Origin of the sequence: Alloacidobacterium sp. (genome assembly GCF_035631355.1) — a bacterium.
In the GTDB taxonomy this organism is placed as follows: Bacteria; Acidobacteriota; Terriglobia; order Terriglobales; family Acidobacteriaceae; genus Alloacidobacterium.
The window spans coordinates 1-14,020 of record NZ_DASQIX010000025.1 but is presented as its reverse complement, the minus strand read 5'-3'; the positions used below and the strand labels follow the sequence as shown (position 1 = coordinate 14,020).

The 14,020-nt window shown below is 56.9% G+C and carries 16 protein-coding genes; 10 read left to right on the top strand and 6 right to left on the bottom strand.

Going from position 1 to position 14,020, the window contains the following annotated elements; translation table 11 throughout:
- Positions 1 to 79 precede the first annotated feature (79 nt).
- The 3 genes from VEV40_RS05395 to VEV40_RS05385 form a co-directional block, all read right to left on the bottom strand.
- Positions 80 to 502: a hypothetical protein gene (locus VEV40_RS05395; protein ID WP_324830700.1), complete on the bottom strand. Its 423-nt coding sequence runs from the start codon at positions 500 to 502 to the stop codon at positions 80 to 82.
- A 438-nt stretch (positions 503 to 940) separates the two neighbouring features.
- Complete coding sequence (locus tag VEV40_RS05390) at positions 941 to 2,407, bottom strand: hypothetical protein (protein WP_324830698.1); 1,467 nt, start codon at positions 2,405 to 2,407, stop codon at positions 941 to 943.
- A 291-nt stretch (positions 2,408 to 2,698) separates the two neighbouring features.
- Complete coding sequence (locus VEV40_RS05385; protein ID WP_324830696.1) at positions 2,699 to 3,349, bottom strand: hypothetical protein; 651 nt, start codon at positions 3,347 to 3,349, stop codon at positions 2,699 to 2,701.
- Between the two features lie 246 nt (positions 3,350 to 3,595).
- Here VEV40_RS05385 and VEV40_RS05380 point away from each other — a divergent pair, with 246 nt between their 5' ends.
- The 5 genes from VEV40_RS05380 (at position 3,596) to lpxA (ending at position 6,749) form a co-directional block, all read left to right on the top strand.
- Complete coding sequence (locus tag VEV40_RS05380; RefSeq protein WP_324830695.1) at positions 3,596 to 4,174, top strand: RNA polymerase sigma factor; 579 nt, start codon at positions 3,596 to 3,598, stop codon at positions 4,172 to 4,174.
- The gene (locus tag VEV40_RS05375) at positions 4,171 to 4,656 is read left to right on the top strand and encodes a hypothetical protein (protein ID WP_324830694.1); all 486 of its coding nucleotides are present in this window, start codon (positions 4,171 to 4,173) and stop codon (positions 4,654 to 4,656) included. The genes VEV40_RS05380 and VEV40_RS05375 overlap by 4 nt, the downstream gene beginning before the upstream one ends.
- Complete coding sequence (locus VEV40_RS05370; protein ID WP_324830693.1) at positions 4,643 to 5,230, top strand: Spy/CpxP family protein refolding chaperone; 588 nt, start codon at positions 4,643 to 4,645, stop codon at positions 5,228 to 5,230. The genes VEV40_RS05375 and VEV40_RS05370 overlap by 14 nt, the downstream gene beginning before the upstream one ends.
- 212 nt (positions 5,231 to 5,442) lie before the next feature.
- The gene (fabZ, locus tag VEV40_RS05365) at positions 5,443 to 5,976 is read left to right on the top strand and encodes a 3-hydroxyacyl-ACP dehydratase FabZ (protein ID WP_324830692.1); all 534 of its coding nucleotides are present in this window, start codon (positions 5,443 to 5,445) and stop codon (positions 5,974 to 5,976) included.
- The gene (gene lpxA / locus VEV40_RS05360) at positions 5,973 to 6,749 is read left to right on the top strand and encodes an acyl-ACP--UDP-N-acetylglucosamine O-acyltransferase (protein WP_324830691.1); all 777 of its coding nucleotides are present in this window, start codon (positions 5,973 to 5,975) and stop codon (positions 6,747 to 6,749) included. Before fabZ ends, lpxA begins: the two co-directional genes overlap by 4 nt.
- Positions 6,750 to 6,787: 38 nt before the next feature.
- On the opposite strand, the gene VEV40_RS05355 is transcribed toward lpxA, so the two are convergent.
- Complete coding sequence (locus VEV40_RS05355; protein WP_324830690.1) at positions 6,788 to 7,258, bottom strand: DoxX family protein; 471 nt, start codon at positions 7,256 to 7,258, stop codon at positions 6,788 to 6,790.
- 138 nt (positions 7,259 to 7,396) lie between these two features.
- Between VEV40_RS05355 and VEV40_RS05350 the strand changes: the two genes are divergently transcribed.
- Genes VEV40_RS05350 through VEV40_RS05335 form a run of 4 tightly spaced genes read left to right on the top strand, consistent with a single transcriptional unit; the run spans position 7,397 to position 9,657 of the window.
- Positions 7,397 to 8,257 (top strand): LpxI family protein, encoded by an 861-nt coding sequence (locus tag VEV40_RS05350; protein WP_324830689.1) that lies wholly within the window; start codon positions 7,397 to 7,399, stop codon positions 8,255 to 8,257.
- 31 nt (positions 8,258 to 8,288) lie between these two features.
- Positions 8,289 to 8,843 carry a peroxiredoxin gene (locus VEV40_RS05345; RefSeq protein WP_324830688.1) on the top strand — a complete coding sequence of 185 codons (555 nt, stop codon included), beginning with the start codon at positions 8,289 to 8,291 and terminating at the stop codon, positions 8,841 to 8,843.
- 5 nt (positions 8,844 to 8,848) lie between these two features.
- Complete coding sequence (locus VEV40_RS05340) at positions 8,849 to 9,298, top strand: DinB family protein (RefSeq protein ID WP_324830687.1); 450 nt, start codon at positions 8,849 to 8,851, stop codon at positions 9,296 to 9,298.
- The gene (locus VEV40_RS05335) at positions 9,286 to 9,657 is read left to right on the top strand and encodes a DUF120 domain-containing protein (protein ID WP_324830686.1); all 372 of its coding nucleotides are present in this window, start codon (positions 9,286 to 9,288) and stop codon (positions 9,655 to 9,657) included. The genes VEV40_RS05340 and VEV40_RS05335 overlap by 13 nt, the downstream gene beginning before the upstream one ends.
- Positions 9,658 to 9,732: 75 nt before the next feature.
- Here VEV40_RS05335 and VEV40_RS05330 read toward each other — a convergent pair whose 3' ends face one another.
- On the bottom strand, positions 9,733 to 10,353 hold the full coding sequence (locus tag VEV40_RS05330; protein ID WP_324830684.1) for a hypothetical protein: 621 nt from the start codon (positions 10,351 to 10,353) through the stop codon (positions 9,733 to 9,735).
- 121 nt (positions 10,354 to 10,474) lie between these two features.
- Positions 10,475 to 12,247: a lytic transglycosylase domain-containing protein gene (locus VEV40_RS05325; protein WP_324830683.1), complete on the bottom strand. Its 1,773-nt coding sequence runs from the start codon at positions 12,245 to 12,247 to the stop codon at positions 10,475 to 10,477.
- 109 nt (positions 12,248 to 12,356) lie between these two features.
- On the opposite strand from VEV40_RS05325, the gene lepA reads away from it, so the two are divergent.
- On the top strand, positions 12,357 to 14,020 hold a 1,664-nt coding region (gene lepA, locus VEV40_RS05320), incomplete at its 3' end, for a translation elongation factor 4 (protein WP_324830682.1).

The following is a 14,020-nucleotide window of genomic DNA, read 5'->3' as shown; positions in this document are numbered from 1 at the left end:
CTCGGGGGGCTTAAGTTGTAGAAAAACTTACCCCCTCGAGCCCGAGGGCTGAATGGGCCCGCGAGACGGCTGGTGCCGTTCAGGAATTCAGGCGATGATAGTCGGCCGGATCGAGTTCCAGGAGTTTGCCGTTCCACCAGGCCAACTCAGACTGTATGTCAGAGTATGCGGGATGGGTTTGGGGCACCTCGCGCAGCGCGGACCGCAGTTGCACGACACACTCGGCGGCGCCTTGCGCATCAACGAGCTCGGCAGCGGTAGCGGGCGACGGCTCATTTACGAAGAGCTTGTGGCTATCCTGGCACATATGAAGCGACAGCAGGTCAGCCTCGGTAATGGCGGCATTTTTCCGTGAGTTCGCCGGAGAAAAGGGCTGGACTTGCGAAGCGGCCGTCAGGTCCGCGGCTGGCTGGCCGTGCTTGGCGAAGCTTTCATGCCAGGCAAATCCCATCGAGCCGATGAGAACGGCAGTAGACAGTAATGCAGGGATGGCGTGTTTCACTTCTAACAGGTTTCCTGAGGTGGAATGGATTCGTTCCGTGGTCGATTCAAGCTGACTTGCGAATCTGCGGGGAGGAACGAGGGCCGACTACGAAGCAAGTATACCGTATTTCTTCAGTTCTTCGAGAAAAATATAGCCGCGAGTTGTACACAGCCGGGGCTGGCGCCTCTTTCCTGTTAATAGGCGTTGTTCGAGAAATCCTCTCACCTCAGGGGCTAAGGCCCATTGCATTTGAGTGACTTAGGCATGGCTGAAGCCATGCCCTTTCGAAACAGCAATGTTTTCAGCATCCGATGAATCCTTGTGGGCTTTTACCCGGAAGCCCCTTCATAAGACACCTTCTGTTGCGGCTGGTTATTCACCGGGCTAACCCCGGCGCTTCTAGCCGAAAATCTTCGAAATTGAGCCCAGGTCTGAGAATCGAGACCTGGGCTACATTCAAATGGTTTGCTTGATGAGAACGCCGCTGATGGGAGTTCCCAAGCTGCCTGTCCAAGGCATCACCGCGACCAGTTCGTCCGCGTTGAGTAGCAGGAAGTCAGCAGAAAACAGGACGACACCTTTTGAATCCGTAAGCGTGAGATGGCCCTGCGGATTCCCGATTGGCTGGGCCACCTTCGGTGGCGTTAACGTCCAGGTCCCTGAATCCGTCGTGAGCCCGCCAGCATTGGACAGAATCGTCGCGGTGAAGGTCCCGTCAGGATTGAAGGTGGGCGTGAACCCGAGCTGGGTAAAGCCCATGAACCACGGGCCACGAAGCAGATTGAAGATAGTCTGCGTATTGGTGCCGCCTGTCGTCGAGCCAGCGGGAAGAGTTGCCAATGCGGCTGCGCTAATGGTCCACAAGCGGCCAGCGCCGACCGCGCTTGCATTGCTGGTGTCGTCTCCGATCCAAAGGTTGCCTGCGGCATCAAGCGCCAGCAGGTTCGTCTTGCCGGCTACGAAAGAGAAGTTAGATGCGTTAGCCCCATTCTTATCCACGCCTCCCTGTGACACGAATGTGAAGTGCGCGTTCGTAGTTGAGTAGCGCCAGATCTGGCTGCTGCCCGGGATCTGCTGGTCTCCGGCAACAGCGAAATACAGCGTATTCACGCCATCGCTTGTCAATCCGGTGTGGACGGCGCCAGTGAAGCCGTCGGAGATAGCGGTAGCGTTGCAGCCTCCGGTGCAGGACGGGCTGGTGGCATTGAGAATGACCGACAATGCATCGACGGAAGCGATGAACAAATCGTTCCCGATAAACGCGAATGCCCGCGCGGGATGACCTTGCGGCGTGTTGCCAACACTTTGGACGACCTGGGCCACGCCAGATCCGGGATTCACAATTCTCTTAATATTGCCGTTTTTCAGAAACCCGACATACAGATTGCCATCGGGACCGATAGCTGCGGCGGTGGGCTGGTTCCCATCCAGGCCCGCGGTTGTTGCAATGTAGCTTGACGGGCCAATGAGTGCACCCGTATCCGGATCGAGAGCAGTGCGCAGGACGCCGCGCGCGGTAGAGGGCGTGTCTCTCGTGTCCACGACAGCCTGAGTGATGTATGCCAAGCCGTTGCTTTGGAGGGCCGACTGGCCGCAAGTCGCCGGGACAGTCGTCGGCGAGATGGGTAGTTTTATGTTGCCAGATGTTCCGATCGCCAGAAACGGATCGAGAGCTCCGGTTTGAGCGTTTACGACAGGCGCAAAACCTTCCGCCGCATCACAGACCCAGGATTGCTGGCCGACGACAACGCCACCGGCAGGAGCCGTCGGCAGGACTCCACCCTGATTGGGAACTGCGGCGGAACTCCGCAAATCCGCTTGTAGCCCGGAATTTTGCGCGTTCGCGGCAGCATAGCTAAACATCGTGGCAAGCGTTAGAAGCAACACATTAGTGATAGAGAATTTAAAGTGACAGGCTTTCATGTCCTCTCCTCCCAGATTGCGCCCCTGTTTGCAGAGGGGCCGATTTGACTCACGCCGGAAACGGTACTGGGACAGACAGAGCCCGGTTGTCAAGCGACGGTAAGACTTTCGTCAGTGTTCTGCTATTGGAGATTCGCGTTATTAGCCGGATTCTTAAGGGGTTTGACAAGATTTTGGAAAGTGCAGGGCTGCTACCCGGAGTGTCTTTTGAGTTTGAGGTTTAGAAACCACCCCACTCAAGCCAAAACCCGCTTTAAATGGGGCACCTTCGTCTTGATGGTTAAAGCCGGTTCAATGGCAAGAGCCATCATCATGGAACTGGCCACTTGCGGCCATGGCCTCCAATGAGTGCGCGCAACTGATGATCTTCTTGTCGAGTGGATCTTTGTCGAGCGCGTCGGGAGCGATATATGTCATATTTTTCCGCGCTGACACCATCTTGTCGCTCAACTGTTGCATGTGATTGAGCTCCTGGCTGATGAGTTGAGCTGCATTGCGATCCGCTTCGGTGGACGCGGCGACGGAGGCTTGCCGGACGCTCGACGTTGCCGCGCCGCTGTAGGAATTCACCCAATCCGGATTCGGCGGAAACCCGTATCGAACAGCGGTCTGCAGCGCGCTGCGCCATTCCCGAATTTCGGACATGGCCTCAATCCCTGCGCTCAAAAAATCCCTCGAAAATCCCTGGCTTTGCGGCTGGCCCGCCGGAGAGCCGTGCAGTGTCAAGGTAATCTGACTTCCACTGAAACTCAGGGAACCATTCGTGAGGCTTGCCAGTGCCTGAATCTCTACGCAGGACTGGCCGTTTGCGTCGATCACCGGAGCATGACCTGGATGGCCTTCTACCACGAGGGTTTTGGTCTGCTGGGATTCTGCAGTTCCCGACGTAGCGGCGACGAGCATGATGCAAATCAAATTTACGTAGGATGATTTTCTTCGCATGGCTTCACTCCGGTTCTTATTCCGAGGAAGTCCTCATATTAGTCCGGGGAGTACTGGACGTTAACCGGCAAAAATACCAGTGTTTGTTTGAGGGTTGAGTTCATCGGATGCAGGTGCTCCGCGAAAAAACACAAAAGCAGATCCTTCGACTTCGCTCCGCTCAGGAGGACAATTTTAGGGTGTTTGGGTAGTTCGTATTATTAGGCAGGTAAACTCGCCTGCTGATCCCTTCGTCTATTTCTTTGCATGGAACAAACTGCAGCGAGTGAGCTGACGCAGCTGGCGCGAGAGCAGGCGGTGCTTGGCCTGGCCGATTTTGACGAGGTCGTGCGGCTGTATCGTCCGAGGGTCTTCCGGTTTCTGCTGGCGTCGCTGCGTGACCGCGATGCGGCGGAGAACCTGACGCAGGATTGCTTCCTGAAGGCGTATATGGGGCGGGAACATTTTCGCGGCGACTCGAGCCTGAGCACCTGGCTGATGAAGATTGCCATGAACCTGGTGCGTGACCATCTGCGCAGCAAGCGGCTGCGGTTCTGGACGAAGACGCGGGAATCGGCGCTTGACCCGGTGGATGTGAGCGACTGGGTCCCGGATGGCCGAAGCTCACCTGAGGCCGAGTTGGTTGCGCGGACGCAGGTGGCGCATGTGTGGAAGACGGTGAGTGACCTTCCGGCGAAGCAACGCAGCGTGTTTGTTCTGCGCTTTGTGGAAGAGATGGAGCTGAAAGAGATTGCGGAACTGACGGGGATGAATCCGAGCACCGTGAAGACGCACTTGTACCGCGCGCTGGCGGCGGTGCGGGAAGGAGTGGGTGGCAAGCAATGAACACAGAAAAGATGAAACTCGACGAGCTTTATCCGGAGCGCGATGCGGCAAGCAGACGCGACCTGGAAGTATTGGCGAATTCGATCAGCCAGTTTCGCGCGGCAGTGCATCATATTGCCTCTCAGGGAGAGCCAGCGCAGGTAGCGTGGCAACTGGAGCAGGCGCGGCAGCGAAGACGGTCTGTGCGGCGCCGGTTAGTGCTGGAATGGGCCATGGCTGCGGTGACTGCGATCGTGCTGTGCGCGGCTGCGGTAGTGCCGACGGTCAATTCGCACCGCGAGCATGTGGCGCAATTGCAAGCACAGCGGCAAGCGCAGATTCTGAAGCAGCGCGAGGCGGATTCGGCCCTGCTGGACCAGGTGACAAGCGAGCTTTCCGAGGCGGTCCCGGATTCGATGCAGCCGCTGGCGGAGATGGGTGCGGATCATGTGAGCTATCAGAGTACGGCGGGGGAAACGGAGAAGAACAATGGGAGAAACTAGGAAATCTTTGGGACTGGCGCTGATTTTGGCCGGCTGCCTTGGTGCTCTCGGCGTGTATGGACACGCCGTGGCGCAGGACTGGAAGCCGGGACCACCTCCGATGGAACGCGCGTTTGGCGGCGGCCGGATGCACGGGCGGTGGTGGGACGATCCGGAGACGGCCCAGAAGATTGGGCTGTCGGCCGATCAGCAGAAGAAGATGGACGACATCATGCAGCAGAATCGTCTAAAGCTGATCGATCTGCATGCAGCGCTGGAGAAGCAGGAAACGATCATGCAGCCGCTGATGGAAGCGGATCAGCCGGATGAGACGAAGATCCTGGCGCAGATCGACTCGATTGCGCAGGCCCGGGCAGAGCTGGAAAAGGCGAATGCGCGGATGCTGCTGGGAATTCGGCAGACGCTGACGCCGGACCAGTGGACGAAGCTGAAGGCCATGCGTGATGAGAAGCGAGACGAGCGGAATCGCGACGGACGCGGCATGCGCGGCAGATGGGGCGGTCCCGGCGGTCCGCCGCCTGCGGCCGATGGCGGCAACGGAGGACCTCCGACTCCGCAACCACAGATGGAATAGGTTTTCTGGTTAGAAGGAGCGGCTTATGAGCCGCTCCTTTTTTAGTGTGCTCTTGTTCGTGCTTCTGTCTGCGAGACGCAGGTCCTTCGACGAAGGCTTCTCTTCGAGAAGCCTTCGCTCAGGATGACAAAATTTTGATGAGGCAAGGATTGACGCCCGAAGGGCGGGTGTGCCTGGACGGCCAGTCCCCTTTATAATCGCACGTGCAGATTATGGAGAACTCAACCCACGCTCCGGAGTCTCGCCTGGTGATGGATATTACCGACATCATGGCGATTTTGCCGCACCGCTACCCCCTGCTTCTGATCGATCGGGTGATCGAGATGGAGCGGAAGAAGCGGATTGTCGCTATTAAGAATGTGACGATCAACGAGTCATTTTTTCAGGGACATTTTCCGGATTATCCGATCATGCCCGGCGTGCTTGTGGTGGAAGCCATGGCACAGGCGGGCGGGGCGCTGCTTCTGACGGAGATTCCTGACCGCGATAGCAAGCTGATGGTGTTTACCGGGATTGAGCGGGCGAAGTTTCGGCGCCCGGTGGTGCCTGGGGACCAGTTGCGCATCGAGGTCAATGTCTTGCAGTGGAAGGCGCGCTACGCGCGGCTGGAAGGCAAGGCAACGGTCGACGGCAAGCTGGCATGCGAGGGTACGGTCATGTGCCAGCTTGTTCCGCGGCGCAGGCCGGATACGGCTTCTGCGCAGCTTGAAGATGCGCCTGCGATGACGGCGGTGACTACAGAGTGAATATTCATCCGACGGCGATTGTCTCGGCTGGGGCCGTCATTCCTGAATCATGCACGGTCGGGCCGTATTGCACTGTTGGGCCGGATGTCGAGCTGGGCAAAGACTGCGAACTGGTTTCGCATGTGGTGCTCGACGGACGGCTGAAGGTTGGAGCGCGGAACAGGTTTTATTCCTTTGCCTGCGTGGGTGTTGCGCCGCAGGACCTGAAATACAAAGGCGAGCCTACTGGCGCGGTGCTGGGCGATGACAACGTCATCCGTGAAGCTGTGACCATTTCGCGCGGAACTGCTGGCGGCGGCGGCACAACACGCGTGGGCAGCGGCTGCCTGATTATGGCGTACGTGCATATCGGGCACGACAGCGTGGTGGGCGACGGGTGCATTCTGGCGAATGCTGCTACGCTGGCGGGCCATGTGATTGTCGAGGATTTCGCTACTGTCGGCGCGCTGAACCAGGTTCACCAGTTTTGCCGGATCGGGAAGTATGCGTATACGGGTGGCGGGACGACGGTGGTGCAGGATGTGCTGCCGTTCTCGCTGACTTCGGCGAAGCGCGAGACGCATGCTTACGGGCTGAACAAAGTCGGGCTGGAGCGCAAGGGGTTTGATAGCACGCGGTTGCGGGCGCTGCAGCGTGCTTATCGGCATTTGCTGGCGGGGAAGATGAATACTTCGCAGGCTCTGGAAAAGATCAAGTCCGAGGGAGCCACGAGCGAAGATGTGGTGTATCTAGTGGAGTTTATTGAGAAATCGGAGCGCGGGCTCCACAAGTAATTCGCAGCAGGACAAAATGCCCGTACGGATTGCTCTTCTCAAATAGCTTCATCTCCAGCTATTCGCCGTCTTGCAAGAAAGCCGTCGATTGCAAACGGTCCTGAGCCTGCGAGGACGAGCGTTGTTAATGCGGCGAGATACAGGAGATCGCACTCATATCCCGGCGGACCGAATATTGCTCCCCCGGGTGTTACCGCCAAAATCTTGATGGAACTGAAGCCGTAACGCAAATGAACCGTGAACATGGCCGTTAATAAGACCACTGCCATTGGCACACTAGCGATGCGAACGAATGCCCCAAGCAGCACGGCCAAACCGCCGAACAGTTCAACCAGGATAGTTAACCATGCCATGAGGTGGGGAGCAGGAACGTTTAACGCATGCAGGATAGATGCAAACCCATCAGGACCCTTGAGCAGCTTGGAGTAGCCGTGTTCGATGAAGCCATAGCCCACGATAAAGCGCAATGCGATAGGTGCCCACGAAGAAGATTGAAGTCGGTTAAACATAGCTGGGGAAAAAACCTCATGGTTGCTCGAAAGTAAGGATCTGTGATGGCATTGAGCGAATACTGTGTCGTTTATTCGACCCGGTTTTTGGGCATGGGGTTACAAGGAAAATATGGCGGTATCTGGATGGAGTATTGATTGAATACGCTCGGATTGATTGCCGGGAATGGGCGTTTTCCTTTTCTGCTGTTGGATGCGGCGCGCGCACATGGGCTTGAGGTTGTTGTTGCGGCGATCAAGGAAGAGACTGATCCGGAAATGGATGCGCGTGCGGCTGCGGATTCTGGCGTGCGCGTCTATTGGCTTTCACTGGGTGAGTTGTCGAAGCTGATCGAGACGTTTCAGAAAGAAAATGTCACACGCGCGGTGATGGCTGGGCAGGTAAAGCACAAGCAGATTTTTTCGAGCATCCGGCCTGACTGGAGACTGGCAAAGCTGCTGCTTTCTCTGCGCACCAGGAATACAGACATGCTGCTGGGCGCTGTGGCTAAGGTTCTGGGCGATGAGGGCATTGAACTGATTTCGTCTACAGCATACTTGGAACCGCTTTTGGCGCAGGCCGGAGTGCTGACCGAGCGCGTGCCTTCCGAGCAGGAGCAGAGTGATATTGATTACGGACGTGAAGTAGCGATGGCGGTCGCCGGATATGACATTGGGCAGACGGTAGTTGTCGCGAGCCAGGCGTGCGTTGCGGTTGAGGCGATGGAGGGGACAGACGCGGCCATCGAACGCGCGGGGACGATCATGAAGACTCTGGCCGAGGAAGGCGATGCTTCAACGCTGGACCGCCGCCTGACGGTAGTGAAGGTTGCCAAGCCGAACCAGGACATGCGCTTCGATGTGCCGGTGATTGGGCTGAAGACGATTGAGGCCATGGAGCGGGCAAATGCGACTTGTCTGGCGATTGAGGCTGGGCGGACGCTGATTTTTGACAGGAGTACAGTTCTTTTGCGCGCCAACACAGCGAAGATTGCGATTGTGGCGGTGGAGCGGGGATAATAAAAGCGCCCGAAAAGGAGGGCCAATCGCCGTGTCAAAGATTTGGATCGCATTGCTTGGGGTTGTTGTCGTTGTCGGATTGGGCGTGTTTGCTGTTCGCGGCTTCGCAGCCGACGAGTCGGCGATGCCGCAGGTGGGCCAAATGGCCCCCAACTTCACATTGAACTCGCAGGAAGGCAAGCCGGTGAGCCTCGACAGCTTTCGCGGCAAGTGGGTGGTGCTCTATTTCTACCCGAAGGACATGACTACGGGCTGCACGATTGAGGCACACGCTTTCCAGCGCGACCAGGAAAAGTACCAGAAGGTGAACGCGGTGATCGTGGGCGTGAGCGTGGACTCAGTCGACAGCCACAAGGAATTCTGCGCGAAGGATGGTCTCAACTTCACGCTGTTGAGCGATGAGGAAAAGAAGGTGGTAGCGGAATACGGATCGCTGGGCAGCTATGCCGGCTTTAAGATCGCGAACCGAAATACATTTCTCATCGATCCGCAGGGAAAAATTGTGAAGGTCTGGACGAAGGTCGATCCTTCGCACCACAGTGAAGAAGTGCTGACAGCGCTGAACGAGGCCGAGGGGCAACACTAACCAGTATGATGAACCAAACAGCGAAGGATTTTTTGGCGGGTTGCGAAGCAATCCGCCATTCGCTTTTACAGGTGCCGGAAGAGATTGCCGCCCTACCATGGCGCGATGGCGGATGGACGCGCAAGCAGGTGCTGGGACACATGATCGATTCAGCCGCTAATAACCATCAGCGCTTCGTACGCGCGTCGCTTGATGGCAGCTATGCCGGTCCCTTCTATGCACAGGAGGGCTGGGTTGCAGCGCACGGCTATAACGAGACACCGTGGCCGACGCTGATTGCATGGTGGCAGACCTATCACGAGATGCTGAAAGCTGTAGTTGAACGCATTCCTGAGGACAGGCTGGACGCAGAATGCCGCGTTGGAGACGACGAGCAGGTGACGCTGCGTTTCCTGATCGAGGACTATATCGTCCACCAGCGGCATCATCTGGCGCAGTTACTATGCCCGTCCTAAAAGGAGTCGTTGTTTCCGGGATGGGAAATTTCTCGTACTGGCTGGAAAAGCTGGAAGTTTTCTATACCCAGAAGACAGGCTTGCGACTCTTTCCGGGTACGCTGAATCTGCGGCTGCCTGAGCCCTATTCCCTACCCGAAGAAGTGATTCGTCTGGAGAAAGAAGAGTACGGCGGGACGGTTTCCGTCAACATTGTGCCTTGTACCATCCTCGGCCGCCGTGCATTTCTCCTCCGTACAGATGCAAACGAAGCTGGAATCGGACATCATCCTAAAAACATCGTTGAGATTGCGACGGATATTAAGCTGCGTGATGCCTATGGTCTCCGTGATGGAGATGAAGTTGAGGTGCAGTTGTAGCCGGGAGGCTCGCGTATGGATGCAAAAAAGCCCGGCTATGAGCCGGGCTCTTTTGCTTGCCTGAGAATTACACGATTACTTCTTCTTGGCCGCTTTCTTGGCTGCCTTTTTCGCAGGGGCCTTCTTTGTTGCCTTCTTCGCTGCTTTCTTTGCAGGGGCCTTCTTCGCCGCTGCCTTCTTTGCTGCCTTCTTTACTGCCAATTTAGTACCTCGTTTGGTTGATTTTTTACCGCTGGCGCTCTTCTTCTTACTGGCCACAGATTTCTTTGTGGCTTTACCGCCGCTACGAGCGCCCTTACTGCTGGTCTTAGCGGCAGATTTCTTAGCGGCCTTTTTGGCTGGAGCTTTTTTCGCCGCCTTCTTAGCGGCTTTTTTGACAGGCGCTTTTTTGGCTGCTTTCTTGGCAACCTTCTTTGCGTGTGCCTTCTTCTTCGGGGCGGCTTTTTTCGCCGCCTTTGGCGGAGCCGCAGGCTGCGCCACAATTACTTCTTCGGCGACAATCGCGGGTTCTTCAAAGACTCCCGGTTTTTCTTCGTCGAGATCTTCGATGTCGTCGTCGTCGGAAGAGACAGAGACGGTTACTTCTTCCTCTTCCTCGTCTTCTCCGAAGCCGTCTTCCACTTCTTCCGAGTAGTCGTCGGTTTCAGGTTCGAATTCACCGTCATTCTGCGCGTAAAGTTTGCGATCGTCCTGCATGAAAATGCCCTCCGGCTTCGGCGCCTGTTTTCCGTTCTATCACAGAGTGAAATGCTCTGCGGCGCGGATTATAGCAACAGCATGCAACGGCTTGCCAATGAACGCAAGTATATAGTGGTTCTCACTCGTCCGTTTTTTTCCCCTTCGGCAATGCGGTGTGTGCCGCGGCCTTTGGCTCAGCATGCACCTGTCCATGATGAGATGCAGCCTGCGAACTGCGGGCTGTCGTTTTTCCATGCCGGGACCGCGAGGTTGAAATCCGCGCCGGCTCGCTGACATAGAGCTTATGGCCTGGCGCAATCGCATCGCCGCTGAGGTGGTTCCAGCGACGCAGCTGTTCTACGGTGACTCCAAAGCGATCAGCCACAGTGACCAGGGTATCGCCGTGCCGAACTTTGTAGGTGCTGTTGCGTGCCGATGACGTTACAGCTGAAGGCGCGACAGGAATGACCAGCGAATCGACTCCGCCAAGGTCAGCGGAAGTGGAACTCAGCTGGTTGACGAAGGCGATTTCCGAGGCAGAGACGTGATACTGGTGGGCCAAGTCTTCCAGAGACTCGCTGGACGAGAGGATATGAAACCGCCAGTAACGTCGCTTGTCTTCAGGAATTTCGGCGATGCGCTTTTCGTAGAGATCCTTTGTCCCCTTAGGCAGGTGCAGGTCGAATGGTTCGTCAGGCGGCGTGCTCATGCGCAGCAGGCTGGGGTTTAGAGATTCAATTTCCTGGAGGGGGGCGTCAACCACATCCGCCACGAGCCGGAGATCGACGGCATTGTTCGTTGTTACGGTATCAGTGACCAGCGGAGGATCAGGCACCAGGTCCGTGAGCCCATACTGCTTCGGGTTCTTCGCCATGATAGTGACGGCCAGGATGATGGGGACGTAGTTCTTTGTTTCCTGGGGAAGGTTGTTGCGGCGGTACAACTCCCAGAAGTCAGCATAACCGGTACGCTCGACGGCGCGCTGAATGTTGCCTGCTCCCCAGTCATAGGAGGCCATTGCCAGATACCAGTCGCCCAACTGGTCGTAGAGATACTTGATGTACTTCGCGTAGGCGCGCGTAGCTTTTTCCGGATCGAAGCGGTCGTCGAACCAGGCGCTGCGCTCGGGAGCAAAGGCATCGCCGGGCATAAATTGCCACATGCCGCCGGCCCGCGAGCGTGGATTGACTGCCTGCGGGCGGAAGCCTGACTCGGCGACGGCCTGATAGATAAGGTCCTGCGGCACACCTTCTTCCTTGAGCACGCGCTCGATCATGTCCTTGTAGCGGCCCGCGCGCGTGAGCGAGTTGACGATGGTGTTGTGTCCCTTGACGGTGTTGGTGAAGAAGTTGATATAGCCGGCGACGTAGTCGTTCATGACGAGCGGCAGGTCGGACTGCGTAGTTTTCAATTCCGCTTCCGCCTGTGCCCTGACCGTCGGGTCGACGGGGAAAGTGACATCGTTGGCGATGTCGACAGGCGCGTCTTCAGGATGCTGCTGCGCCGTCTGGATACCCTTTTCCTGAACCGCGTCCAGCTCGAGCGTGTTGACGGCGTCGACGATGTGGTCGAATTCCTCGCTGATGGCGGTGTCGTTCTTGATGTCGATACCGCTGCGCAGCATCATGTCGATGGCATAGTTGAAGTTGGATCGCGCCGCATCAATGTGGCCGTCGCGGTAATTACTGAGGCCGGTCTGATAAGCGTGTTCTACGCTGTCGATGAGCGATTGGTCGCGCGACGATATCGCCTGAGGAGAAGGCGCGGTTTTCTGCGGAGCCGCTGTGGGTTGCCCCTGCTGTGCGGCGCCGGGGACAACCGGGGAAGCCTGGCCTTCAGCGCTCGCGCTGCAGCACAGGAGAGATGCGATGGCCGCAACGATAGCGGCGCCTGAAAGTTTGGCAACAACCATGCAGATACTGCTTTATTGTATGGGTTGCGAGCGCTTGCTTGCCATAGTTGGATGCGATAATAGAGCAAGTAGGTCTGGGACGTTTCCTTCCACCTCGCGCTTTTTTCTCATGGACAGTAAGCTTATCCGCAACTTCGCGATCATCGCGCATATCGACCACGGCAAATCTACGCTCTCCGACCGTTTGCTGGAGCTAACCGGCTCTTTGTCTGCGCGCGAAATGCAGGCACAGGTGCTCGACGCGATGGACCTTGAACGCGAGCGCGGCATTACCATCAAGGCCCACGCTGTGCGCATGATGTATCCGGCGAAAGATGGCAAGACGTATCAACTGAACCTGATCGATACGCCGGGGCATGTGGATTTCTCCTATGAAGTGTCGCGCTCGCTGTCTTCGTGTGAAGGAGCGCTGCTGGTGGTGGATGCCTCGCAGGGCGTTGAGGCGCAGACCTTGGCGAATGCGTATCTGGCCATCAATCACGGGCTCGAGATTATTTCCGTCATCAACAAGATCGATCTGCCGAGCGCCGATATTCCGCGCACGCAGGAGATGATTGAGCAGGCTGTGGGTCTCGATGCTACGGACGCGATTCCGGTAAGCGCGAAGACCGGGCAGGGAGTGCCGGACATTCTTGAAGCCATCGTGCACAGGCTGTCTCCGCCGACGGGCGATGCGAGTGCTCCACTGCAGGCGCTGATTTTCGATTCGTGGTTCGACGCCTATCGCGGCGTGATTGTGCTGGCGCGTATCGTAAACGGCACGCTGAAGAAAGGCGCTAAGATCCGGTTGATGTCGAATGGCAAGGTCTTCGATGTGGAATCGCTGGGCGTGCTGACGCCGAAGCCGGTTGAGATTGACGAGCTGACGGCCGGCGAAGTAGGTTTTTTTGTGGCGACGATCAAGAATGTCGCCGACACTAAAATTGGCGATACGGTCACGGAAGATAATCGCCCCGCTGCCGCCCCGCTGCCCGGATTTGAAGACATCAAGTCGATGGTCTTTGCCGGACTTTACACTGTTGACTCGCACGAACACACGTTATTGCGTGACGCACTAGAAAAGCTGCGGCTGAATGATTCGTCCTTCCGCTTTGAGCCGGAGAGTTCGGCGGCGCTGGGCTTCGGCTTTCGCTGCGGCTTTCTTGGCCTGCTGCACATGGAAATCATTCAGGAGCGGCTGGAGCGTGAGTTCGGGCTTGATCTGATCACTACGGCTCCGGGGGTGCGTTACAAGATTACAAAGACTGACGACGAGGTGATCGAGGTCGACAATCCCTCAAAATGGCTGCCGCAGAGCGAAATCGCCAAAGTTGAGGAGCCGGTGATTCTCGCGACGATTCTCAGCAATGAAGAATTTGTCGGTGGAATTCTGGCACTGGTCGAAGAGAAGCGTGGCAAACAGAAGAGCTTCGAATACGTAAGCTCGACGCGAGTCATGTTGCAATACGAGCTGCCGCTGAATGAAATTGTGCTTGATTTTTACGACCGGCTGAAGTCGGTCTCGCGGGGATACGCCTCTCTTGACTACCACTTGGCGGGATATTGGGAATCGCCGATGGTGAAGCTCGACATTCTTGTGGCCGGCGATCCGGTGGACGCATTGTCCATCATCGTGCATCGCGACTTCGCCTACGAACGCGGACGCGCGCTGGTTTCGAAAATGCGCGAGTTAATACCGCGACAGATGTTTGAGGTCGCCATACAGGCATCGATCGGCGCCAAGATTATCGCCCGCGAGACAGTTGCCGCAATTCGCAAGAACGTTCTGGCCAA